Consider the following 24,002-nt stretch of genomic DNA (forward strand, 5'->3'; position numbering starts at 1 on the left):
ACAGACAGGGAGGGCAACGAATGGCGCTGGAGATCAAGATCCTGGACTATGGCGATATCGAGCTGGAATCGAGCTTTCTGGTGCTCGGCCGCGACTGCGGCCGCACCCGCCGCGTCCTCACCCTGGGCTTCCTGATCCTCGGGGGGAAATATCCGGTCGTGGTCGACACCGGCTATCGCTCCAACCAGATCATGGAGACGCTGGGCATGCGCGGACTGCAGTACCACGAGAACATGATCGAGAACCAGCTTGCGCGCCATGGCGTGCGCATGGGCGACGTCCGCTTCGTCTGCCACACCCATTTGCACATCGACCATGCCGGCAAGGACGATCTGTTCCCGATGAACACGACCGTCGTGCTCAACCGCAAGGAGCTCGAATATTCCGTCTCCGGCCTGATGCACCCGCAATATCCGGCGCCCGACATCAAGCACCTGATCGACCGCCTGCACACCAAGAGCGCGCTGCGCTTCCTCGACCTCGAGATCACCGGCCCGATCGAGTTGATGCCCGGCGTCTATTGCGACGCCGCCAACGCACACACCGAGGGCTCGATGAACGTCATCGTCGAGACCGCCGACGGCATCGCGACGATCTGCGGCGACGTGATCTACGACTTCAACGACCAGATCGTGACGCCCTTCAACGAGATCAACGACTGGGAGCCGCGCACGACGGGCAACCATGGCACCAGCAAGCGCGCCGAGAAGGCCTCGATCAAGAAGCTGCTGAGCAATTCGCGCTATCTGCTGCCGGTGCACGACCGTCCCGCCAAGATCGAAGGCGGCAACGTCGTCGGGCGCCTGCACGATCAGGTCCCCGGACCGATCGTGCAGTCCCTGCCCGCGCGCAACTGGTTCCCGGCCTGAGATGATCGGAGGGATCGACCGATGACGCACGTCACCTTGCGAAGCGAATTCGAAACCCTGGTCGACCCCTACGCGCCGGTCGCGCAGGTCGGCACCGGCTTCGACTTCACGGAGGGGCCAATCTGGCATCCGGTCGATCACTATCTGCTGTTCTCGGACATGCCGGGCGACGTCCGCCGTCGCTGGGACGCGCGGCGCAGTGTGGCCGAGGTCAAGCGTCCCTCGAACAAGTGCAACGGCATGACTTATGATGCCGAGCTCAATCTGATCGTCTGCGAGCACGCGACATCGTCGCTGATCCGCGAACGGCCGGACGGGCGGCGCGAGGTGCTGGCTTCGCATTTCAGGGGACAGGAGCTGAACAGCCCGAACGACGTCTGCGTGCACTCCTCCGGCGCGATCTATTTCTCCGATCCCTGGTACGGCCGCATGCCGGTCTACGGCGTCGAGCGGCCGCGCCAGCTCGGCTTTCAGGGCGTCTATCGCGTCCAGCCCGGCGGCGAACCGGCGCTCGTGGTCGAGCGCAATCTGTTCGACCAGCCGAACGGCCTGTGCTTCTCGCCGGACGAGACGCTGCTCTATGTCAACGACACCGTGCAGGCGCTGATCCGCGTCTTCGACGTCAACGCCGACGGTTCGCTGTCGAATGCGCGGGTGTTTGCAAGCGGCATCCGTTCCGAGCTGGAGGCCGGCCTGCCCGACGGCATGAAATGCGACCAGCATGGCAATGTCTGGGTCACCGCGCCCGGCGGCGTCTGGGTCTATTCGCCGCGCGGCGAGCTGCTCGGCAAGGTCCGCGTGCCCGAGATGGTCGCCAACCTCGCCTGGGGCGGACCGGATTTCCGAACGCTGTATCTGACCGCGACGCATTCGGTCTACGCCATTCCGACCAAAGTCGGCCCGCGGCATGAGCCCTATATGGCTGGCCGGCGAAGCGGCGGCGGCCAGGCGGCAAGCGCCTCGCCGGCGGCGCCGATCCTCGCCGACGGCGACATGCGGCTCGATCCGCAGCGCTGTGCCATGATTATCCAGGACCTCCAGAACGACGTCATCATGGATGGCGGCGCTTTCGCCGAGTCAGGAGCACCGGGGCATGCGAAGCAGCAGCACGTCGTCGAGAATGTCCGCCGCCTCGCGGAGACCGCGCGGGCCCGCGGCGTCGCCATCATTCACGTCTGGTTCGTCGTCGAGCCCGGGGCACCCGGCGTGACGTTGAACGCGCCGCTGTTCGAGGGTCTGGTCGACAGCAAGGCGATGGTGCGCGGCAGCTGGGGCGCGGCGCCCGTTTCCGGCCTCGAACCGCGGCCAGGCGATTTCGTCGTCGAGAAGATGCGGATGAGCGCCTGGGAAGGCACGCGGCTGGAGACCATCCTCAAGGCGACCGGGCGCGACATGATCATCAACACCGGTGCCTGGACCAACATGTCGGTCGAGCACACCGCCCGCACCGGGGCCGACAAGGGTTACTTCATGATCGTGCCCGAGGATTGCTGCTCGACCATGAATGCCGACTGGCACAATGCCTCGATCAACTTCGCCATGCAGAACGTCGCGATCGTCACGAGGTCAGACGCCGTCATCAAAGCGCTGGGATGAGCGTTGGCAAAGCTCCTGCACCTCTCCTGCTCGCCCCGCGCCGACTCAGAATCGACCGCCGGCGCGCGCGTCTTTCTTGACGGTTTTCGCCAGGCCCGGCCCGACTGGGACCTCGACGTCATGGACCTCTGGCGGGAGCGGATGCCGGAATTCTCGGGCCCGATCGTCGAGGCCAAATATGCCCGGCTGAACGGGCAAGCGTTCAACGACGCGCAGCGCGACAGCTTTGCCGAGGCCGAGCGGATGGCGCTGCGGTTCTCGTTGGCCGATCGCGTGCTGATCTCGACGCCGATGTGGAACTTCGGCATTCCCTACAAGCTCAAGCAGTGGTTCGACATCATCGTGCAGCCCGGGCTGACGTTCCGGTTCGACCCCGCACAGGGCTATCTGCCGCTGCTCAAGGACCGGCCGACGCTGGTGATTCTCGCCAGCGGCAGCGACTTTGCCACCGGCATGAACCGCGGCCGCATCGACATGGCGACGCCCTACCTTCGCGACATCCTGCGCTTCATCGGCATCGACAATGTCCGTTTCGTGCCGATCGGCCCGACCACCGGACCGCAGCAGCCGATCGAGGCTGCGCGGGACAGGGCCCATCGACGTCTGGCCGCAATGGCCACGAATTTTTGAGCACTCGGGAGCGGCGGCCCCGTCCGGGGAGGCCTTGTGCTGAGGCTTGCGCAAAAGCTTCGCAGACCGGCCAGAAGCTGGTCCGGCCCAGACGGGCGAGCGCAGCAGGATTGATTCACCGCAAGAGCACGGAGCGTGGTCCTGATATTCAGGCTTCCAATCAGCAAGGAATGGTCGGATGACGCTGAAGAATTGGTGCGCGGCTCTGGTGATCTCGGCAGGTGCGGTCTCAGCCGCGATTGCCCAGTCCGACTTTCCGCCCTCCGCGAACAGCAAACAAGCAGCGCCTCGCCTCGTCGAGGTCATGAGCATGGCCCAACTTCAGCATCTCAAGTTGTGGCATGCAGGCAAGGCAGGAAACTGGGACCTCGCCGCGTATGAATTGCGCCAATTGACCAACAGCTTGGCCGAAGCGGCCATTTTTTACCCGGCAATTCCGATCAGCAACGTGACCACGATGAAGGAGCCGCTGCTCTCGATCGCCGACGCGATCGCGGCGGGAGACAATCGCAAGTTCGCCGTTTCCATGCGCGGGCTGACCGACGGCTGCAACGCCTGTCACGCCTCGATGGGACGCGGTTTCATTACGATCTCCGTTCCGACCGGCGGGCAACCGCCCGCCAATCAGATTTTTTCGCCATCCGAAAGCGGCAAGAAGAAATAATGCGGCCGAGCCGGGCCGAATGATCGCGGTCCCGGCTCGCGTGGCGGCGGGCCAATGATCAGGTGGCGTCTGGATAAATTCGCTCGCGGTGGACTTCCCGGCCGTTCTCATCGATGACGACGACCCGCAAGTCGGGATGGCCTTTCGGCTTATCTCTGCGCGTCTTGTCGGCCAAGCTCTTGCTGTGCGCGATGGCGGCGCCATCGCTCACCAGTTCCAGTCCAGACCGGTCCCGGGCGGGGACACCGTCCTTCATGTCGAAATAATATCTGGGCATGAACTCTTTCTCGCGCCTTCGCGCGGCTCGTTTGACGCCATCATCCCGGGAAAAGGAGCTGCCGAGGCTTGGGGTGGCCCGCGGCGAACCGGAAAATCGAATCATAATGGTCTCGCCGGTCGAAATCTTGACCCGGATCAAATCCGGGAAAATCAGGCAAGTCTCAAAGGACCCCATTCTTTGCGTAGGGCAATCGCAGACTTCAGCGATTTCGCCTGTGGCCATCGTTCGAGACGCCCGCCGCTGGCGGCCTCAGGACGAGGACCGAGTGCGCGGCCCATCAAGCTGCCGGCGCCGTCATGCGGCGACCGGCTTGCTTGCTCCGGAGCGCTTACCTAGCAACGGCGAAAACTGCTCGGATGTCAGGGTCTCATTTGCGATCAACAGTTCGGCGCCGGCATCGAGATCTGGCCGCCGGCACTGGAGGATCTCCCGGGCGCGGCGATCTCCCTCCTCGATCAAATTACGTACGGCGAGATCTATCTCGCGGCCGGTTGCCTCCGCGGCCGTAACGATCTTGTCCTGCGCCGCCACGAGAAAAACCTGCGGTTTTGTCGCATAGGTGCGTTGCCCCACCGTCTCGTCCATACCGTACTTGGTCACCATTTCGATCGCGATTTCGGTCGCACGTTGAAGGTCATCGGCTGCACCGGTCGAGATCGCCCCGTCGAAGATCAAATGCTCCGACGCGCGTCCTCCCATCAGCACCGCGATGCGGTTCTTCAGTTCCTCGACCGTCAGCAGGAACCTGTCTTCGGTCGGACGCTGAATGGTGTATCCGAGCGCGCCGATTCCGCGCGGGACGATGGACACCTTCTGCACGGGATCGACGCCGGGCAGGCTGGCCGCAACGAGGGCATGGCCCATCTCGTGATAGGCGACCCTGCGCCGTTCGCCCTTGCTCAGCACCCTGCTCTTCTTCTCGATGCCGGCCACGATCCGCTCGATCGCCGTGACGAAATCGTCGAACGTGACCTCCTCGGCGCTCCGTCTGGTCGCCGCGATCGCGGCTTCGTTGATGAGGTTTGCGAGGTCGGCCCCGGTGAAGCCGGTCGTGAGACCAGCCACCTTGTCGAGATCGACGTCTTTGCTGGTGTGAATCTTGGGGGCGTGCACCTTCAGGATCGCAACGCGCCCAATCTTGTCCGGCCTGTCAACCAGAACCTGCCGGTCGAACCGGCCTGCGCGCAGCAGCGCCGGATCCAGAACCTCGGGCCGGTTGGTGGCCGCCAGCAGAATGACGCCGGCGCTCGGGTCGAAGCCGTCGAGCTCGGACAGGAGCTGATTGAGGGTCTGCTCCTTCTCGTCGTAGCCGCCGAACGACTGCGGCCCGCGGCTGCGTCCCAGCGCATCAAGCTCATCGACGAAGATGATGCATGGGGCCGCCTTGCGGGCCTGCTCGAACAGATCCCTAACCCGGGCGGCGCCGACACCGACGAACATCTCCACGAATTCCGAGCCCGAGATCGAGAAGAACGGGACGCCGGCTTCTCCCGCGACCGCGCGGGCCAGCAGGGTCTTTCCGGTCCCCGGCGGTCCGACGAGCAGGATGCCCTTGGGGACATGCGCTCCCAGGCGACCATAGCTCTTGGGATCCCTGAGGAATGACACCACCTCCTGCAACTCGAACTTCGCCTCGTCCACCCCGGCGACATCGGCGAAGGTGACCTTGATGTCCTTCTCGACGTAGACCTTTGCGCGGGACTTGCCGATCGACATCAGCCCGCCCAGGCCCTGGGCGCCACCGATCCCGCGCCCCATCCAGAACCAGATCAGGAAGAAGGCGATGACCGGGAAGATCCAGGACAGCAACGTCTGCAACGCTCCACCACCGGGAACGCCGGTGACGCTCACGCCCTTTGCCGCGAGCTTTTCGGCCAAGACCATATCGACCCGGGCGGTGAGGAAGGCGGATTTGCCGCCCGGAAGCGGCTCTTTCAACTTCCCCTGGATCGTATCCGAGCCGACGGACACTTCCGTAATCTTGTCCTGGGCGAGCAATTGCTCGAACTGGCTGTAGGGAATGGTTTCGGTCGAACTATAGGTAGCAAGGCCGAACTGCAGCATGACGAGCAGCAAGCCACCCGCCAAAACGGCAGCCATCGCGAGGCCCGGCTTCCGTGAACCTTGATCGGACTCCAACCTGCTTCTCCCGTCGCCATCAGCTGCAGCTTGAATGGTAATGAGGAAAGGGAGGTCTCTTCTTGATTCAGCTCAACACCGCCGCCGGCTCACATTCGCGCGACTGAAAAGAGGGGATCTGCTTGGTGTTCGGCGTCAATGCGACATCAGCAGGCAGGTCGGAGCTTGCTGCAGCAGGCTCTGCGTCATGCCGCCGAAAATCCATTCTCCCAGTCGGCTATGCCCATACCCGCCGGTCACGACGAGGTCGGCACCGACGTCGGCGGCCAGCCGAACGAGATAGCCTGCGTCGGGTTCTGCCGTATGCACGCGCACCTCGTGCTGGCAATTGACGCCGTGCCGCTGAAGATACCTGGCAACGTCCCGCACCCGATCACGCGCGGCATCCTGTTCGCTCGACGTGCAGATTTCGGCGATCGTGACTTGCGAAGCCCGCGTCAGAAACGGCAGTGCGTCGCGAACGGCCAGTCGCGCCTCCCGGGAATCTTTCCAGCCGACCACGATCCGATCACCCGACAACGTGGTGACGCCGTCCGGCACCGCGAGGATCGGACGGCCCAGCCGCAACATGGCTCCGGCCGCATCGAGGTAGCGAGTGGATTTGGCCTTCAGCCGGCTGCGCCGCACCACGACAAGGTCCGCCGCCCTGGACTGCTCGACCAGGAATTCCGTCGGAAAGCCGATCGCCCAACGCCATTCCACCTTTTCGCTCGGCAGGCGAACGATGCGCCTGAACCATGCCTCCTTGGCCGAAAGAGTTGCGCGCATGCGCTCGAGATCGTCGGCGGTCGTCTGCTCGATGATCACGCCTTCGGCGACGAACGGAGGCTCTATTGCGATGGCCGAGACGCCGAGCAGGGCCGCTCCAAAGCTGTTCGCGACGCCTTCGGCGACGGCAATCTGTCCTTCGTCCTGCTGCTGGGAATCGACGTAGACCATGACGCTGGCAAGAGACATAGCGTTGCTCCTTTGCTCGGATCACCCCTTTATCTCGCGTTTCCCAGCTATCCCGTTGACGCACATCAAGCAGTCCTGCGGACGGTCCGTTACTGACGTCCGGTCGAGCAAGGAATCGCTCCTCCACAGATGACCGATTCATCCGTCGATATTTCAGGCAATCTGCGCCGCCGGCTCGGCCTTCCCTTGCTTGTCCTCTACGGGACCGGCATCACGAGCGGCGCGGACATCTATGTTCTGATCGGCGCCCTGGCCGGGCACGCCTAACCATATTCCGTATGGTCGTTCCTGCTGGCAGCCTTGGTCATGGGGCTCACGGTGGCATCCTACGCGGAGGCGCGGGTGCCATCGGTTATGTTTACCACCCCGAGAAGATTTGGAGAATGCGAACTGATGGATGTCAAACGCGGCGTTTTCTGCTAATTGACAGGGGTCAAGCGCATGACTTACGGCTTTCTCGATTAGACATTTTCTTCAAAGTCTGCGCTGTTTTGTTCGAAAGTCCATGATCAAACCATGACTTTGCCCCAGGCCCTGAGCGACGGCGCACCCGACGCCCCCGATCTGTCCGCCCTTGCCATCGACCGTAGCGCTGGCTCGCGGCGCCGCAGGCAATTCCGCCGCCTCCTGGGACGGGTCTTTCTCGTCGCGCTGCTCGTCGGCATCGCCGGCGCGATCTGGGTGTGGCGGCGGCATACGCAGATCGTCGTCGAAACGGCGGTCGTCTACTCCGTCTATCCGTCGCAGGCGCTGACGCTGCTGAACGCGACAGGGTACGTCGTTGCGCAACGCAAGGCGTCCGTCGCCTCGAAGGCGACAGGCCGTCTCGAATGGCTCGGTGTGCTCGAAGGCAGCAAGGTGCACGAGGGTGAACTGATAGCCCGGATCGAGAGCAGCGACACGGCGGCGGTGCGCGACCAGGCAGCCGCCAACGTCCAGGTTGCGGAGGCCAACCTCGCCCAGGGGCGGGCGGAGCTCACGCAGGCGGAAATCGCGTTCAAGCGCTCCGAGGCCCTCGGCGAGAAGAACATCATCAGCGACTCGTCGCGCGAAACCGCCGAGGCGCGCCTCGCCAAGGCGCGCGCTGCGTTTGCCGGGTACGGGGCCGCCATCGCCGCGGCGCAGGCCAATCTCCGCGCCTCCGAAGTGGCCGTCGGGCAGACCCAGATCCGAGCGCCGTTCGACGGCGTCGTCCTGACGCGGCACGCCAACGTGGGCGACACGATCACGCCGTTCTCGCAGGCGGTCGACACAAAGGGCGCGGTCGTCACCATTGCCGACATGGACTCGCTTGAAGTGGAAGCCGACGTGGCGGAATCGTCGTATCTCAGCATCCACGTCGGACAACCGGTCGAGATCCAGCTGGACGCGATCCCCGGCGAGCGTTTCGAGGGCGTGGTCAGCCGGATGGTGCCGACCGTGGATCGCGCCAAGGCGTCGACCCTCGTCAAAGCCCGATTCGTGCAGCGCGACCCGAGAATGCTTCCGGACATGAGCGCCAAGGTGGCTTTCCTCGAGCGTGAAATCTCCGAATCGGAGCGCAAGCCTGTTCTTGCGGTGCCGATGGCAGCCGTCTTCGAACTCGATGGGAAGCAGCATCTCTATGTCGTCGAGGATGGCAAGGCCCGTCTGCGGAGCGTGGATCTCGGAGCAAAGGTGGGCGATCAGATCGAGGTCCGCGACGTCAAAGCCGGCACGCGCGTCGTGGTCCGGCCGCTCGAAGATCTGGTCGACGGGCGCGCAGTGAAGCAGGCCACGAAGTGACCGTGGTTCACATCTCCGAGGCGCGGACCGGAGAGGACGTTCTGATCGCGCTGAGCGATGTCAGCAAGAGCTACCGGCGCGGCGCGCAGATCGTCCCGGTCCTCGCCAGACTCACATTCGACATCCGCCGCAAGGAATTCCTCGCCCTGATGGGCCCGTCGGGGTCGGGCAAATCGACCATGCTCAACCTGATCGCCGGCATCGACAGTCCGGACAAGGGCTCGATCAGGGTGGGGGGCGAGGACATCACGCTGCTTCCGGAAGCCGAACTGGCCGACTGGCGCGCGGCGAACGTCGGCTTCATTTTCCAGTTCTACAATCTGATGCCCGTGCTCACGGCCCTCGAGAACGTCGAGTTGCCTCTCACGCTCACGAGCCTGGGGCGGCGCGAGCGCCGGGACCGCGCACAACTCGCGCTCAGCCTGGTCGGCCTCAGCGATCGCGTCAAGCACTTGCCCTCGGAACTCTCGGGCGGACAGCAGCAGCGCGTGGCCATCGCGCGGGCGATCGTGACCGACCCGACGGTGCTTGTGGCCGACGAGCCGACAGGCGACCTCGACCGGCAATCAGCGAAGGAGGTACTGGAGATCATGCAGCGGCTCAACCGCGACATGGGCAAGACGATCGTGATGGTCACGCATGATCACCGCGCCGCCGCGCATGCGAAACGCATCATGAGCTTGGAGAAGGGCGATCTCTCCTATCTGGTGGAGCAGCGGCTTGAGTGAGTGCCGGTCATGAGCCAGTGGCTCACGCTCGTGGCACGCAACGTCTTGCGCCACCGGCTCCGCACGTCCCTGACGCTGGTCGGTCTCGTCGTCGCGATCCTCGCCTTCGGCGTGCTCCAGACCGTCGTCAAGACGTGGTATGCGGGGGTGGACGGCGCCGTCCCTTCGCGGCTCCTGACCCGAAACGCCATCTCCTTTGCGCTGCCGCTGCCGAAATCCTATCAGAAGCGCATCAGCGCCGTCGAAGGCGTGCGGCGCGTCACCCACCTGAGCTGGTTCGGCGGCGTCTACAAGGATTCGAAGAACTTCTTTCCCCAGTTTGCGATCGATGCCGCGACCTATCTCGACATGTTCCCCGAGCTCCTGGTCCCGGACGAGGTGCGGCGCGCCTTCCTGCGCGAGCGCCGCGGCGCGATTGTCGGGCGCAAGCTCGCCAACCGCTACGGCTTCAAGCCGGGCGACGTGATCCAGCTGCGCGGGACCATCTTCCCCGGCAATTGGGAATTCTTGATTTGCGGCGTCTTCGACGGCCGGGATCCAAAAACCGACACGTCGCAACTCTTCTTCCGCTGGGACTACCTGAACGAAACATTGCGTGTGCGCTCCAAGGCACAAGCCGACCAGGTGGGCGTGTTCGCCGTGGACGTCGTCAGCCTGGATAGCGTCGCAGACGTCAGCCAGGCCATCGACGAAATATTTCGAAACTCGCTTGCCGAGACGCTCACCGAGACCGAGCGCGCGTTCCAGATCGGCTTCGTCAAGCAGACCGAGGCGATCCTCATCTCCATTCGCGTCGTCTCCTTCGTGGTGATCTTCATCATCCTGGCGGTCATGGCGAACACCATGGCGATGACGGCCCGCGAGCGGCTCCGCGAGTATGCCACACTGAAAGCCATCGGCTTCAGCCCCGGCTACGTGGCGCGATTGATCCTCGCAGAATCCGTCTTGATAGCCTCGATCGGCGGTGCGATCGGCATCGGGCTCACGCCCCCGGTCGCCGCGCACCTGGCCGAACTCTCGGCCACGCTGTTCCCGACCCTGATCGTGAGCGTCAATACCGTCATGCTGCAGGCACTTGCAGCGGTGGTGGTCGGAATCCTCGCCGCGGCCCTGCCGATGCGCAGGGCTGCCCGCGTCAGCATCGTGAACGGTCTTCGGGCGTTGGGCTGACCATGCCGTTGCTGCTCTCCTACAGCTTACGAAACCTACAGGAGCGCAAGCTCACCAATTTCCTGACCGCGACGGGCATGGCCCTCGTGGTGTTCGTCTACGCTGCCGTGCTCATGCTCGACTCCGGACTCAAGCAAACGCTCGTCGCGACCGGCGAAGATACGAACATCATCATCGTGCGCCGCTCCGCGGAAGTCGAGATCCAGAGCCTGATCGACCGCCGTCAGGCCAGGATCATCGAAAGCCAGCCCGAGATCATGATTGGGGCCGAAGGTGCGCCTCTCATATCGAAGGAAGTGGCGGTTCTGATCTCACAGCAAAGACGCAAGTCCAGGCAGGCGAGCAACCTCGTGATCCGCGGGGTCGGTCCGGCCGCTTTGGCCGTGCGCCCGCAAGTGCGGATCGCCGAGGGGCGCGTGTTTCGCCAGGGGTCCAACGAGATCGTCATTGGGCGCGCCCTCGCGGGACGTTTCCAAGATGTCGAGATCGGATCGAGCCTCCGGTTTGCCCAGCGGGAATGGAGGATCGTAGGCCGGTTCGACGCGGGCGGCAGCGGGTTCGATTCCGAGATCTGGGGCGATAGCGAGCAGCTCATGCAATCGTTCCGCCGAGACTTTTTCTCTTCGATCACGGTACGGCTCGCCGATCGTTCCGGCTTCGAAGCCCTCAAGGCGCGCCTCGAAGCGGATCCCCGCCTCACCATCGAGGCCAAGCGGGAACGCATCTTCTATGAGGAGCAGTCACGCCTGCTCTCCGGGTTCATTCAGATGCTCGGGCTCACGCTTTCGGGGATGTTCTCGCTCGGCGCAGTCATCGGCGCCACGATTACGATGTACGCGGCGGTGGCCAGCCGCATGATGGAGGTAGGGGTGCTGCGCGCGCTCGGATTTCGGCGTTCGAGGATCCTGATTGCATTCCTCGTCGAGGCGCTGCTGCTCGCGCTGATCGGCTGGGCCGTTGCAATCCTATTCGCCTCACTGATGACGCAGGTAAAGATCACGACGCTCAACTGGACGTCACTCTCCGAGCTCGCATTTCGGTTTGTGCTGACGCCAGGGATCGTGCTGCGGTCGCTCGTCTTCGCCCTCATAATGGGCTTTCTCGGCGGTTTCCTGCCGGCCGTGCGGGCTGCCCGCATGAAGATCGTCGACGCCCTGCGGGTCGCTTGAACGCCCGGCGTTGCACCATGTCGATCGGCGATCGTCAGCCGATCGCCCCGCGCAGGCCCATGTCCGCGAGCGCATCGTGCACGAAAGGCATCAACTCGGCGTGGGACGTGACGTGGTCCGGCACGTAGCCGCATACGGTACAGGACAGCTGCTCGCCGACACGACAGCACGCGACGAAGAGGACGCCACCGAGCTGCGCGAGCTCCGAGGCCGTATAGCGCTGCAAAGGCGCAGCCTGCAGGAGCAAGGCCTCGCCACAGGGACGGTTCGCGTCCGGCGGCAATTCGCCAACCAGGCTGCATCCAACCGGTAGGCCAGCCCCGAGCACCTCCTGCTCCAGGCGCCGCACAAGCCACAGCGGCACATACGGAATCAATGGAAACAATGGCGACAGATCATCGCCGTGCTGGTTCAGCGAGGCCAGCGCGGCCTTGAAATCCCGCTGCAAGGCGCGCGGATCGTTGCGGCAGGCATCCGGGTCCGCCATCACCGTGATTGACCGCAGCGCGTTGCCACGCCGGTCGCCGGAACGGCGGTCGCTGACCGGCAGCACCAGCTTCACCCGCCCCGAGGCGTCCACGCGGCCGATCCGAAACGCGAGCCGTGCCACGAATGCCATGATCAGCGTGCTACTTGCAACGCCGAGATCGGACGCACGCTGCTGGCACGCTCCCGCGTCCATGACCACCGGCACGACCGGCGCGTCCACGGCCGGCTCCAAGTGGTCCCGATCTCTTCGCACGCTGGGACTCGAAGCGGGTAACCTCGCCCTGCGCGACCGCCGCGCGAGAGCCGCCAGAGCGCACCAAACGTCAGGCAGGGCGCGCAGGCTCTCGACACTGTCGCGCGCCAGCATCGGCGGGGACCAGCGCCATGACCGGGCCGGAAATCCGCGGTCGAGAGGTCGACCGGCCACCGCGTCGGCGATGGCCAGACCGGCGGCACGCATGTCAGCGATCGTGTGCGACACCAGCATCGTCAGCGCGCAGCCACCGCCTTCCAGCGCCTGGACTGCCAGGCGCCAGCCAGGTCCGCGCTCGGGATCCACCGGGAGATCGAGCAGCACACGTCGCAGCTCGGGCAAACGCTCGCGGGGGAGCGGGTCGCGGAACCACGCCACCGGGCCCGGCACGGGGTTCGCCACCCAGCGGTGCCGCCCCCATGGCAATGGTGAACGCTGCAGCAGGCGTCCGAGCAATCCGTGTGCGAGCCGCTCGCTGAATTGCGTCACGGCCGCCTCATCGATCGCGTGAGGATAGAGCCAGGTGAGCTGCATCGCCGGCTCGCGTCCCAGCGCCCGCAATCCGACGAATGAGGCCTGGTCCATGTAGCACAGGACGTCGTCCGCCCTGACCTCGGGGTTACGCCCGTCACGCCGTTCGTTGGCAGAAGAGTTCAACCGTCAAGCCCCCTGTCGTCCTGCTGCACGATACGACCACCGCCCATCAAGGCTCCATCTCCCTATTGATTCGAAATCCACTTGCAATAACCGGCTTCGGTCACGCGCCGAGATCAGCCGTCTATGACCGCCTCTAGCCGAAAGTCGGTGAGTGTTTGAGAGACCAGCAAACGAAGCTCGTCGAGCGTCGTTGCTGCGGGTCGCAACTGGCAGGCCTCGATGCAGAGAGAAACCGTCTTGTCGTAGCGGGAAGCCACGACGACGAGATGACCGTGGGAACGCTCGAGGTCCTGCCGTGTGACGTTGACATCGACGGCTCGCGTCAGCAAGTGCCGGCACGGCGCGCCGTCGATCCGCGCGAGCCCTTCCGGCAGCATTCCAAGGTCCGAACAGCTTACCGGCAGATCGTCGGCATAATCGAACAACCGGTTCACAAGCGTCCTTGCGACGGTGCGGGGCATCAAAGCGATGGCAGGAAGCAACGAGGTCAGTACATCGGTCTGGCTTTTCCTCGCGCCACGGAGCAGTGCCCTTGCGGCATTCACGGGCTCCAGGCTCTCGGTCAGGCCTTCAGGAGCGACGTTCATCATATGGAATTCGATCGCCAGCGCGCGTTCGTCGGCCAGCCCACGCCTTCGGCTTCTTGGGACGAGCAGGCTGATCGCGCCATCCGACAAACGGCGGCGGCCCAGACGCGATGCCAGCGACGCCACGAAGCCCGGCAGCAGCGTACTCATGCCGCCACCAAGCCGTTGCTCGCACGCGAGCCAGACACGCGATTCAACACTCACCACAACAGAGGGCAGCTCTACGATCGTTGGGTCGTGAATTGCGTCTGCTGCTGGAACGGCCGGATTTCGCCCGGGAGCGACGGGTCTCGACCAGCCCGCCTGTGCAATCCGAGCGAGTGCGGCAACCGTCTGCGGGGCATCGGCGATGATCTGCCACGTATCCGACAGGCAGCCGGACATTCGCCCGCGAGCGCCGTGAGGCAAGTACGGATTCGGGACGCCGGTTCCGTTCACGGCAGCCGCGATGACGCGCAAAGCTCCCATTCCGTCGAGCACCAAATGCGATCCGACGATGCTCACGGCTGTGCTGCCATCATCGAATGGCTGGATGGCCATTCGCCCGGCCGGACCGATGACAGGGTCTACCGGCGCGCGCGCCTGCTGGTTCGCCCACTGCAGCAGCTGCGATCGCGGCAGCGGATCCGAACTCTGCTCGAACGGGACGGACGCCCCGGCCACCCAGCGAGGCCTGCCCCATGGCAAGGGAGACGGCTCGATGAGCCGATTGAACGACAGTGAGATGAGTCGTTCATATGTTTGCACCAGCGCGGCCCGGTTCACGTCACGATCATAGAGCCAGAGGCATTGCATCAGCTGGCTCCGGCCGGTGACCCTGAACAATTCGTAGGCCAGCTGGTCGAGCCAGGCGAGGCGGTGCCGAGCGGCTTTCGAGGCGCCGGTCGCGTTCATCTCAAGCATCAAAAAACTCGGCAGCCAGCTCGTAATCAGCCAAGAGACGTTCGACCAGCGCTCGAAGATGCCGAGGCTCAGTTACCACGCCAGGCTGGTAGGCAACGAAGCTTAGGAAGATATTTCCGGATATGACGCCGGCAAAGAGCGTCGCCACGCCCTGACGCGCTTCGATCGCGCGGCGCGCGACCGGGCGGTCGATGCCGCGAAAGCAGATTCGATCAGCCGCGTTGCCATCGATCTGGAGCATGTCCTTGTGCAAGTCGCCCACATTCGAACACGTGACCGGCAGGTCGGCGAGCGCGCCAAGCGCCAGATGGCTGGCGGCCGAAAATGCGCGTTTGGGCACGAAGGGCACCAGCGGCAGCAGCGCCGCTAGTCGATTGGGCTCCCGTCTTGTCTGCAGCAGCGTTGCCCGCAGACGCCGCTGCAACGCATGCAGGCGCCCGCGCGGTTCGTCGATACGCACCTTCAATGTGGCAAGCGCGACGTCGTTCCCACCGGTGTGCGATAGACCCTCGCGCTGATTCACGGGAATAAGCAGGGTCACATCGTCGTCACGGACGCGACCGAGGGCCTCCGCAAACGCTGCGGTCATCGCGGTCAGGAGCGTGAGACGGCTCGCACCGCGGCTCCGTGCTCTGGCGTCCCAGACCGAAATGGGCACGCTTATGAAAGCCGACGGAAAGACAACCGTCCGGTCATCTGCAGTTGGCACGACTGGTGATGCGGCGGGTGTCTTCGGCGTGCCGCGCGAGGTGCACGCGGCATGGGCCAGCTGCCGGAGCGCTCGAAGTGTTGCCGGCGCGTCACGCGCCATGCGCTGGAGTTCGGCAGCCAGCACCGTCGCGGCGCTGTGTGCCGAGCGGACTGCAGGATAGATCGGGAGCCGGCGGTCTCCACGCACGGCTTCGCTCACGGCGATTGCGGTCGTCAGTCCATCTGCGATGCAGTGCGACAACACAAGCGAGACCACCGTAGAGCCATCGGTGAAGGTCTGGCTCGTCAGGGTCCATGCAGGTCCGCGCACGGGGTCCAATGGAATTTCCACCTGCGCATCGGCCCACGTCTGCATGGATTCGGGCGCAAGCGGCGCCTCAGCGGCCGTCAGCGCAGCCGACGGCGGTGGCGCGTTGGTCCATTGGTGCCGCCCGAACGGAAGCAGCGCCGGCCGGATCAGCCGCGCCAGATGGCCATGCGCAAGATTGTCACGGAAGCGTGTCAGGGCGTCGATGTCTACAGGCCGCAGATAGCGCCATAGCACCTGAATGACCGCGTGCTGCCCGAGCGAGACATGCGCGAGGTACATGGCCTGATCTGCAAAGGACAAGAATGCCGGCGGCCTATCCGACGCGTTCGCTGGGTGCGCCATCGCCTGCGTCATCGTTCACGACCGACATCAGAGTATGTCGGCATCGATGCGTCGGCGGCCATGCGGCATGCGCTCGCAAACGCTTCGACATAGCGGTGCATCGATGCGCGGGCTGTCTCGTTTGCCGGATAAGCCGCCGTGAGCGAGAGACCGCGCTGCGTACGGAAGAGCCAGATCGCAACCTGCGCGGCGATGCCCTGGTTGATATAGACCCGGCCATTCGCCTGATGCCATTCGCGCGCAATGTGTGCACTGAGTGGAGCAACGTTTACATCCATATAGGAGAGCATGACGCCGCCTGTGGCGACGGGCCCGACCGTCGGTAGTCCAGCTGCGAGTTCGAGCACGAGCTCGATCGGTATATCGGCAAGGCTTAGCCGTTCGTCAAAGTTGCTCTGGGCAGTCGAGGCGAGCTCAGGAAACGTCCGTTGTTGCACGTCGAAATCGATCGGCACCACGCCGACGCACCAGCCCGTCGTCCGGAAAGCCTTTGGCGATCTTCGCGTCGTCGTGGGCGTGACGACACTGTAGCGCGAGCGACCTGCCAATTCCCGTTCGGTCAGCGCTGCGCAGGCCAACAGACCGCCGATCGCTCGCGCGCCAGCAGCGTGGCACGCGGCCTCGAACGCGTCCATGACGGCATCCTCGAGGATGTCTACATCCACGTACTCCGCATGATAGCGATCCTCCAGCACACCGAGCGGCAGCGCGAAAGCGGGCATCCGCCCGCTGTTGCGGTGCAGAAACGCGATCCATCGCGTCACCTCAGGATCCGCCAGCGTCGTTGCGGCAGCCCGCCGGCGCTGATTGCTGCAGTAATCCAGATAGCTCCCTGGCAGTCCGAGCTGAAGGGGTCCCTCGCCGTCGATCACGGCGCGATAGGCCGAGCGGATCTCTGTCATCAGGAACGCGATGACGGTCGCATCGGCATGCAAATGGTCGATGCTTGCGAAGAACGTGAACCCATTCGCGCGCTGGAGAACGCCAAATCGAAAGCAATCCCACGCAAACGGTGCAGGAGTTGCCATGACGTGTTTCTGCCAATCCTCCGCGCGAACCTCACCGAGTGCCACAGGCTCCATCTGGATGGCCGCGGGATCTGTGAGCATGTGCCGTACGATGGCCCCGTCACGCTGTTCGAACCAACTGCGATACGTGTCGTGCCTGCGCAGATGTGCGGTCACCACATGGGTCATGGCCCTGGGGTCACACCGCCCGGGCTCCTCCCACACGACGACAAGCAGCCGCGCCATCGCCTCGTGCCGCTGCTCACAGGCGCGGAAGGCGTGCAGATGCTGTTCCTGTTCGTAGCTCGGCAATACGGCAGACACCGGTGCGCGCTCCGCACGTTCCATCGATGCCGCGGACGGACGCCAGAGTGTCAGCATCGCAGGAGGCCCTGACCAGTCGTGCAATGGACGCAGATCAGTCACGGGTATCTGCTCCAGCGGACTGCAATTGCTGCATGGCGCCACACAGCGTGTCGGCGAGTGCGCGCACGGTCGTTACGTTGATGGAACGGAGCCGGACGCCTGTGTCGGCCTCGAGCGCGATCAGCAACTGGAGTGTCCCGAGTGAGTCGAGGCCGTAATCGAAAAGCGAGCGGTCTGGATTCACGGTGCGGCGCAGGATGACACCGAGATGCTCGATGATCAGATGCCGCAGCAGGGCCGGCCGCTCTTCGGAGGGCGCGCGCCTCAACTCCACGCGCCGGTGGCGCGCCGGCTCGCCCGCGGCCTCTGGTGCGTGCGACAGCGCCGCCCCGAACGGGCTCCGCGCGGCGAGCGCCGTCAGCCATGGGGCGCCGTCGAGATGGACATAGGCGGCATACCCCCGGTCGTGCCGCAGCAGCGTCTCGAATGCGTAAGCACCGTCGTGTGGCTCGATCATTCGCGCATCGCCGCGGGCCGACAGATGCGCACCGGCACCGATATCCGCCCACGCCGCCCATGCGATCGCCGACGACGGCAGTCCCTGGGCGCGCCGCCACTGTGTGAACGTATCGAGCCAGCTGTTGGCGGCTGCGTACGCGGACTGTCCGGGCGAACCAAAGAGCGCGGCGACCGAAGAAAAGCAGCAGAACCAGTCGAGTCGTTGCTTCAGTGTTGCCGCATGCAGATGCCAGGCGCCTTCCGCCTTGGCTGCCCAGTTGCGATGCAGCTTCTCGTCTGTGATGGAGGGAAGGATGCCGTCCTCGATAACGGCTGCACCGTGCAGGACACCGCGCAACGGCAGACCCGTCGCCGTGGCAGCTTCGACCAGACGTCGTGAGGTCGATGGCTCCGCGATATCCGCACTTATCACCCGAACCTCGGTGCCGCGTGCTTTCATCGCGACGAGCACACTGGCCACGACGTCGGTGGGCCTGGAACGGGCGTTGACGATGACGCGACCCGCTCCGGCGGCGGACATCGCGTCGGCGAGGAACAGGCCGAGCCCGCCAAGGCCGCCTGTGACGATGTATGCACCATCGCGCCTGAACGGCGTGAAGCGTTCCGGCGCCGCCGACACCCGGTAGCATCCGGTTCTCGGAACGGTGAGCACGAGCTTGCCGGTGTGACCGGCGCCGCCAACAATTCGGATGGCGCAAGCCGCTTCGGCGAGGGGGTAGCTCGCGATGTCCGGCAGGCGCAACCGCTCTTCCCCGGCAAGACGCATGACGCGCGACAGCAGCGCCTGCGCGCGGGCCGGAGCCGTCATACACATCTGCGCAAGATCGACGGCGAAGAACGAGAGGTTGCGCTTGAACGGAGACAGTCCCAGCCACGTGCCTCCATAGATATCCTTCTTGCCGATTTCGATGAACCTTCCGCCCGCCGCAAGGAGCTCCAGGCCCGCGCGCTGCGCCGCGCCCGTGAGCGAGTTGAGGACGACGTCCACGCCATAGCCCGCCGTGTCCTGCCGGATCTGCTCGGCGAATAGCGCGGTTCGAGAGTCGTAAACGTGGCGGATGCCGTCGGCGCGCAGCAGCTCTCGTCGCGCTTCCGAGCCCGCTGTTGCGAATATCTCCGCACCAGCCGCGCGGGCAATGGCCACAGCCGCCTGCCCCACGCCGCCGGTCGCCGAGTGGATGAGCACCTTGTCGCCAGGCCCGATCCGGGCCAGATCCTCGAGGCCATGGATGGCCGTGGCAGTTGTCGTGAGAATGGCGGCCGCTTCGGCATCCGTGAGCGTGCGGGGTATCGCGACGAGCAGGCGTGCATCGCAAGTCAGATAGGTGCCCCAGGCGCCCCCGCAGCAGAGCCCGGCCACGCGGTCGCCCACGCGAAACGCCGAAACGCCAGGCCCGACTGCGGAGACAATGCCTGCGAAGTCCAGGCCAAGCCCCTGCGCACGACCATCGAGTGAAGGATAGCGGCCAAGGGCAACGAGCACATCGGCGAAATTGACACTTGTGGCATGGACGGCCACTTCCACCTCGCCCGCGCCCGGCGCACGACGCTCGAATGCGGTCATCTCCAGGCTCTGCAGATCACCGGGCACGCGGATTTCCAGGCGAAGACCGTCGCGAGCCGCGTCGTGGTCCACCATGCGACGATCAGCGTGACCAAGGGGACTTCGCTGCATTCGTGCGACATACGCGCTCCCTCCGCGCAGCGCCGTTTCGTCTTCGTCCGAGCCGCTCAGTAGTTGAGACCGAAGCAGTGACACGTCAGGCTGCGGCGTTACGTCGATCTGGGTGGGATGGAGTGCGGGACACTCGGCACCGATGGCTCGCAGCCATCCACGCACACCGGCATGCGCGAGCTGAACCGTGTCGTCAGGCAGGACGCGTTGGGCCATACAGGTGACCACGAAGAGCCGGGGCCGCCGCTCGCATTGCCTCAGTGCGTTGGTTAGGTGTAGCAGGCGGCTTATGTTCGCCCGAGATGCGTCGGGTTTCGCCGGCTCATTGCCGCGTGGCAAGACCACCACCACAGCTCCAGGGCGATGCAGACGCAGAGCGTCTTCGATTTGCTCGCGCCATGCGTCCCCCTTCCCCACCCCGGCGCAACTGAGGATCCGAGACTTGAACCCTTGATCGCGCAGGCTTCCTTCCAGATCCAACATCAAGCGGTGCGCCGCATCATCGGCATCGAGCAGCAACCAGGCGCCGTCGTCCGGCCTGACCTTGGCGCGAGGAATGTCCCATGGCTGCCAGGTTATGTCGAGCAGGCGCGCGTTGCAGGCGACGGCATCGGCGTGCTGTTCGGCCGCGCCGCTCCACAGTTCCAATCCATCAACACTGAGCAGCACGCGACCGGAGGCGTCAAGCAATTCAATGTCCGCTTCGACGTGCAGCGCGTCGATGGCTACCAAGCGGGTCATGCAGTGGGCGACTTCGGCGTCTGTGCGGTGGAGCCGGAGGCTTCGTACCGAGCGCGGCAGCAGCAGGCGCCCGTTTGTCTCCGAAACGACCCGGGCGAACGCCCCGACGGACTGGAAGCACGCGTCGAGCAGCACGGGATGCACCGTGTAGCCCCGCCGGCCCGTTCGGAGCGAGATCGGGAGCCGAAGATCCGCAAGGAGCGAAGCGCCGTCCGCAGACATCGCCAAGTCCGGGGCCAGCGCGCGAAATGACGGGCCGTACTGGATGCCCTGCGAGTCGAACCACCTCCACACCTCCTCCGCAGCAACGGGCGTCGCGTGAGCGGCGCGCAGCGCGGCTAAGTCGTGCGCGGCCGGCGGCTTTGCAGAGGGAGCGCCAGAAAGCCGGGCGCTTGCAAGGACCGACGCTTCGCGGTTCGCCTGGCTCTCCAGCCTGAAATTCAACTCACCCGGTCTGTCCAGCACTGCCGAGCAGACGATCGGCAACGATGGCTCCAACCGCAACGCGTGGTCGAACGTGATCGTCTGCACCTCGACGAGCGATGTGCCGAGGGCCGTGCGCGCCGCGGCGAGCGCCATCTCGCAGAAGCCAGCACCCGGGAAAAGCGGCGTTCCGTTGACCCGATGATCCGCAAGCCAGGGGTGGGCACCGAGCCCAACCTCACATGCCCAGATGTGACGTTCCGGCTCTTCGTGCAGGACGCGGTGGACGTTCAACAGCGGATGCGTCGACGGCACGTGATGCGCGCCTACGGGCGGCGTCGCCGGCGCAAGGAACAGGGGATAGTGCGTCCAGGCCGGCAACGGAAGGTCAAGCAGCTGGCCGTCCGGATACAGGACATTGAAATCGATCGCGGCTCCCGCGACATGGACGGCGCCGACCAGATTCAAAAGCCCGTTGGGCATAGGCTCGCCGCGGGTCATCGACGGAAGCGCGCGGACGGCGAAGTCCGTCGCGGCAGCATTCTCCAGCACTGCGCGGGTCACGATCGGGTGCGGCGAAAGCTCGACGAATACGCGGTGTCCGTCTTCGAGCGCCGCCTGCACGGCGGGACGGAAGCGAACCGACTGCCGAAGGTTGTCGATCCAGTAGGGGCCGTCGCAAACCGGGGATTCGCGCGGATCAAGCAGCACGGTGGAGTACATCAGTATGCGCGGATCGTGCGCAGTCACCTCCGCGAGGCGCTCCGACAGCTGCGCCAGAATCGGTTCGACTTGCGACGTGTGTGAGGCCACATCCACCGCGACCTCACGAGCGAAAAGGCCCTCGGCTTGCCACGCAGCCACGAGGCGCTGCACGGCCTCGACGGAGCCCCCGACGACTGTCGAGGTCGGCGCAGCCAGCACGGCAATCTCGACATCGTCAATCCGTCGGCGCGCCAGATCTTCGCGAACCGCCGCCGGTGCCATCCCGACGGCGGCCATCGCGCCGGATCCAGCGAGCGTCTGGCACAGCATGGCGCGATGACAGATCACCCGCACGCCATCTTCGAGCGAGAGCGCGCCGGTCACGACTGCCGCGGATACCTCACCCATCGAATGGCCGATCACTGCCGACGGCACCACACCCTGGGCTTTCAACGATGCTGCCAGCGCGACCTGAAATGTGAAAATCGCCGGCTGGATACGTTCGATGCCTTCGAGTTGCGCGGGGCGACGCAGGGTATCGGTCACCGAGAAGTCGCCGATTGCCTGAATCAGAGGCTCGATAGCGGCAACCGTCCCGGCGAAGACCGGGTCGATATCGAGCAATTCCGCGCCCATCGAGTCCCACTGCGAGCCCTGTCCGGAGAATACGAAGACGGGACCGCTGCTATCATGCTCGGCCCAGTCCGCATCGATAGACTGAGCGGCTGCGAGCTCGCGCAATTGCGCCGACAGGCCGCCGAGCGTTTTCGCAATGAGCGCCTGCCGGACTGTTCGGTGCCCACGCCTGCAGGCAAGGGTCCGCGCGACGTCAACGGGGCGATGACTGGCGGAGCTCCCGTCCAGCCAAGACGCAAGGTGCGCAGCCGTTGCGCGAAGCGCCTCCGGCGAGGTCGAAGAAATTGGAAACAGCCACGGCTGCTCCTGTGGTCTGGCGGCCCCTGGTCGATAAGATGAGGCAAGTGCCCGAGGAGCCTGTTCGAGCACGACGTGCGCGTTCGTGCCGGACATGCCGTAAGACGATACGGCCGCGCGGCGAAGGCCGTCGGGACCAGTCGAAGGCCAGGGCACGGTGTCGGTCGGGATAAAAAGCCGCGTCTCGATTGGCTGGAGATGCGCAGGCAGCTGACGGAAGTGAAGCGATCGCGGTACGACGCCATGTGCCAGCGCGAGCGTCGCCTTGATCAGACCAAGGACGCCCGCCGCCGATTCCGCGTGGCCAAGGTTGCTTTTGAGCGAGCCGAGGGCGCAGGGCGAATGTCGTCCATACTGCGTCGAGAGACTGTGGAACTCCTCCGTGTCGCCCACCGGCGTACCAGTGCCGTGCGCCTCGATCATGCCGACGGATGAGGGATCAACCTGTGCCTCGGCAAGCGCACGATCGATCACCGCGACCTGGGCCGCGCGCGAAGGCGCGAGAATGTTGTGCGTGCGTCCATCCTGGTTGACGGCGCTACCGCGAATGACGGCGAGCACGCGGTCGTCGTCGCGCAGGGCGTCGCTCAGCAGCTTGAGCATCACCACGCCGCAGCCTTCGGCGCGAACAAAGCCATCGGCTCGCTCGTCAAACGCATGACACCGCCCTGTCGGTGACAGCATGCCGAGACCCGACGCCGAAGCGAAGCTCGTGGGCGAGAACATCAACATGGCCCCGCCGGCAAACGCGACGTGGCATTCGCGCGCAAGCAGGCTTCGCCGGGCCGCGTGCACGGCGACGAGGCTGGACGAGCAGGCCGTGTCCATGGTGATGGCAGGACCCGTGAGGCCCATTGCATGTGCAACCCGCCCTGATGCCATGCTGAAGGGCGTTCCAGTGAAAGCGTAGGCCTGGCCCATCGCATCTGCGTCACGCGTGACCTGCATGTAGTCCTGGTGCGAAAGGCCGAAGAACACGCCGGCATCGGTCCCGAACAGGCTGCGCGGATCGCGGCCGGAATGTTCGGCGGCCTCCCAAGCGACCTCGAGCAACAGCCGGTGCTGAGGGTCCATGGCGATGGCCTCGGGTTCACCGATACCGAAAAAGCGATGATCAAAGCCTGATGGGTCGTCCAGGAAGGCGCCCCAGCGCGAAACCGAGCGGCCCGCCACGCCCGCTATGGGCTCGTAGTAATCGTCGGCATTCCAGCGCTGCTGCGGAATCTCGCCAACGAGGTCGGTGCCTGCCAGCAGCGCGCCCCACAAGGATTCCGGGGAGTCGATGTATCCCGGGAGTCTGCAGCCGATGCCAACAACAGCAATCGCAGTCACTATCAAGACCTTCTTATGGGGAAAGACTTTTCGGTCCAAATCAATACATGCGACACTAAACTATTGATCCTCCTATCAATGGT

17 protein-coding genes are annotated in these 24,002 nt (G+C 64.8%); 9 read left to right on the forward strand and 8 right to left on the reverse strand.

Translation table 11 applies throughout. The annotated features are described in order from the left end of the window. Nucleotides 1–20: 20 nt before the first annotated feature. The 4 genes from C7G42_RS28965 (at nucleotide 21) to C7G42_RS28980 (ending at nucleotide 3,759) form a co-directional block, all read left to right on the forward strand. Nucleotides 21–869: an N-acyl homoserine lactonase family protein gene (locus tag C7G42_RS28965; RefSeq protein WP_094891173.1), complete on the forward strand. Its 849-nt coding sequence runs from the start codon at nucleotides 21–23 to the stop codon at nucleotides 867–869. A 21-nt stretch (nucleotides 870–890) separates the two neighbouring features. After that, nucleotides 891–2,465, forward strand: coding sequence for an isochorismatase family protein (locus C7G42_RS28970; RefSeq protein ID WP_106952333.1), 1,575 nt, complete (start codon nucleotides 891–893; stop codon nucleotides 2,463–2,465). A gap of 3 nt (nucleotides 2,466–2,468) precedes the next feature. Continuing rightward, entirely contained in the window at nucleotides 2,469–3,095 is a 627-nt protein-coding gene (locus C7G42_RS28975) for an FMN-dependent NADH-azoreductase (RefSeq protein ID WP_106952334.1), read from the forward strand. A 178-nt stretch (nucleotides 3,096–3,273) separates the two neighbouring features. After that, the gene (locus tag C7G42_RS28980; RefSeq protein WP_106952335.1) at nucleotides 3,274–3,759 is read left to right on the forward strand and encodes a hypothetical protein; all 486 of its coding nucleotides are present in this window, start codon (nucleotides 3,274–3,276) and stop codon (nucleotides 3,757–3,759) included. Nucleotides 3,760–3,817: 58 nt separating this feature from the next. Here the strand turns inward: C7G42_RS28980 and C7G42_RS36265 are convergent, their stop codons facing one another. The 3 genes from C7G42_RS36265 to C7G42_RS28995 all read right to left on the reverse strand — a co-directional run bounded on the left by C7G42_RS36265 (nucleotide 3,818) and on the right by C7G42_RS28995 (nucleotide 7,135). Further along, nucleotides 3,818–4,261, reverse strand: a complete 444-nt coding sequence (locus C7G42_RS36265; RefSeq protein WP_349627538.1) for a DUF6894 family protein — start codon at nucleotides 4,259–4,261, stop codon at nucleotides 3,818–3,820. 72 nt (nucleotides 4,262–4,333) lie between these two features. Beyond that, nucleotides 4,334–6,139, reverse strand: coding sequence for an ATP-dependent zinc metalloprotease FtsH (gene ftsH, locus C7G42_RS28990; RefSeq protein ID WP_245428022.1), 1,806 nt, complete (start codon nucleotides 6,137–6,139; stop codon nucleotides 4,334–4,336). 174 nt (nucleotides 6,140–6,313) lie between these two features. Then, nucleotides 6,314–7,135 carry a universal stress protein gene (locus tag C7G42_RS28995; protein WP_106952337.1) on the reverse strand — a complete coding sequence of 274 codons (822 nt, stop codon included), beginning with the start codon at nucleotides 7,133–7,135 and terminating at the stop codon, nucleotides 6,314–6,316. Between the two features lie 129 nt (nucleotides 7,136–7,264). On the opposite strand from C7G42_RS28995, the gene C7G42_RS29000 reads away from it, so the two are divergent. From C7G42_RS29000 to C7G42_RS29020, 5 genes are all read left to right on the forward strand, one after another. Next, nucleotides 7,265–7,402 (forward strand): hypothetical protein, encoded by a 138-nt coding sequence (locus tag C7G42_RS29000; RefSeq protein ID WP_245428023.1) that lies wholly within the window; start codon nucleotides 7,265–7,267, stop codon nucleotides 7,400–7,402. Between the two features lie 249 nt (nucleotides 7,403–7,651). Continuing rightward, a complete protein-coding gene (locus tag C7G42_RS29005; RefSeq protein ID WP_106952338.1) occupies nucleotides 7,652–8,899 on the forward strand; it encodes an efflux RND transporter periplasmic adaptor subunit in 1,248 nt (415 codons plus the stop codon). Continuing rightward, on the forward strand, nucleotides 8,896–9,627 hold the full coding sequence (locus C7G42_RS29010; protein ID WP_106952339.1) for an ABC transporter ATP-binding protein: 732 nt from the start codon (nucleotides 8,896–8,898) through the stop codon (nucleotides 9,625–9,627). Before C7G42_RS29005 ends, C7G42_RS29010 begins: the two co-directional genes overlap by 4 nt. 9 nt (nucleotides 9,628–9,636) lie before the next feature. Further along, on the forward strand, nucleotides 9,637–10,797 hold the full coding sequence (locus tag C7G42_RS29015) for an ABC transporter permease (protein WP_106952340.1): 1,161 nt from the start codon (nucleotides 9,637–9,639) through the stop codon (nucleotides 10,795–10,797). 2 nt (nucleotides 10,798–10,799) lie between these two features. After that, the gene (locus C7G42_RS29020; protein WP_106952341.1) at nucleotides 10,800–11,966 is read left to right on the forward strand and encodes an ABC transporter permease; all 1,167 of its coding nucleotides are present in this window, start codon (nucleotides 10,800–10,802) and stop codon (nucleotides 11,964–11,966) included. A 34-nt stretch (nucleotides 11,967–12,000) separates the two neighbouring features. Here C7G42_RS29020 and C7G42_RS29025 read toward each other — a convergent pair whose 3' ends face one another. The 5 genes from C7G42_RS29025 to pks2 form a co-directional block, all read right to left on the reverse strand. Beyond that, a complete protein-coding gene (locus C7G42_RS29025) occupies nucleotides 12,001–13,365 on the reverse strand; it encodes a hypothetical protein (protein ID WP_147250295.1) in 1,365 nt (454 codons plus the stop codon). A gap of 113 nt (nucleotides 13,366–13,478) precedes the next feature. Beyond that, a complete protein-coding gene (locus tag C7G42_RS29030; RefSeq protein ID WP_106952343.1) occupies nucleotides 13,479–14,855 on the reverse strand; it encodes a hypothetical protein in 1,377 nt (458 codons plus the stop codon). Beyond that, nucleotides 14,848–16,155, reverse strand: coding sequence for an amino acid adenylation domain-containing protein (locus C7G42_RS29035; RefSeq protein WP_106952344.1), 1,308 nt, complete (start codon nucleotides 16,153–16,155; stop codon nucleotides 14,848–14,850). Before C7G42_RS29035 ends, C7G42_RS29030 begins: the two co-directional genes overlap by 8 nt. A 71-nt stretch (nucleotides 16,156–16,226) precedes the next feature. After that, complete coding sequence (locus C7G42_RS29040; RefSeq protein ID WP_147250296.1) at nucleotides 16,227–17,651, reverse strand: condensation domain-containing protein; 1,425 nt, start codon at nucleotides 17,649–17,651, stop codon at nucleotides 16,227–16,229. After that, nucleotides 17,644–23,919 (reverse strand): sulfolipid-1 biosynthesis phthioceranic/hydroxyphthioceranic acid synthase, encoded by a 6,276-nt coding sequence (pks2, locus tag C7G42_RS29045; protein ID WP_199581202.1) that lies wholly within the window; start codon nucleotides 23,917–23,919, stop codon nucleotides 17,644–17,646. The genes C7G42_RS29040 and pks2 overlap by 8 nt, the downstream gene beginning before the upstream one ends. Between the last annotated feature and the right edge of the window lie 83 nt (nucleotides 23,920–24,002).

The sequence above is a fragment of the Bradyrhizobium sp. MOS003 genome, assembly GCF_003020125.1.
GTDB lineage: Bacteria > Pseudomonadota > Alphaproteobacteria > Rhizobiales > Xanthobacteraceae > Bradyrhizobium.

What these genes read in the sequence shown, in the direction of transcription:
- C7G42_RS28965 (WP_094891173.1), top strand. Translation starts at nt 21, where the DNA reads ATGGCGCTGGAGATCAAGATCCTGGACTATGGCGATATCGAGCTGGAA.
- C7G42_RS28970 (WP_106952333.1), top strand. Translation starts at nt 891, where the DNA reads ATGACGCACGTCACCTTGCGAAGCGAATTCGAAACCCTGGTCGACCCC.
- C7G42_RS28980 (WP_106952335.1), top strand. Translation starts at nt 3,274, where the DNA reads ATGACGCTGAAGAATTGGTGCGCGGCTCTGGTGATCTCGGCAGGTGCG.
- C7G42_RS36265 (WP_349627538.1), bottom strand. Translation starts at nt 4,261, where the DNA reads ATGGCCACAGGCGAAATCGCTGAAGTCTGCGATTGCCCTACGCAAAGA.
- ftsH (WP_245428022.1), bottom strand. Translation starts at nt 6,139, where the DNA reads ATGGCTGCCGTTTTGGCGGGTGGCTTGCTGCTCGTCATGCTGCAGTTC.
- C7G42_RS28995 (WP_106952337.1), bottom strand. Translation starts at nt 7,135, where the DNA reads ATGTCTCTTGCCAGCGTCATGGTCTACGTCGATTCCCAGCAGCAGGAC.
- C7G42_RS29000 (WP_245428023.1), top strand. Translation starts at nt 7,265, where the DNA reads ATGACCGATTCATCCGTCGATATTTCAGGCAATCTGCGCCGCCGGCTC.
- C7G42_RS29005 (WP_106952338.1), top strand. Translation starts at nt 7,652, where the DNA reads ATGACTTTGCCCCAGGCCCTGAGCGACGGCGCACCCGACGCCCCCGAT.
- C7G42_RS29015 (WP_106952340.1), top strand. Translation starts at nt 9,637, where the DNA reads ATGAGCCAGTGGCTCACGCTCGTGGCACGCAACGTCTTGCGCCACCGG.
- C7G42_RS29020 (WP_106952341.1), top strand. Translation starts at nt 10,800, where the DNA reads ATGCCGTTGCTGCTCTCCTACAGCTTACGAAACCTACAGGAGCGCAAG.
- C7G42_RS29030 (WP_106952343.1), bottom strand. Translation starts at nt 14,855, where the DNA reads ATGCTTGAGATGAACGCGACCGGCGCCTCGAAAGCCGCTCGGCACCGC.
- C7G42_RS29035 (WP_106952344.1), bottom strand. Translation starts at nt 16,155, where the DNA reads ATGTACCTCGCGCATGTCTCGCTCGGGCAGCACGCGGTCATTCAGGTG.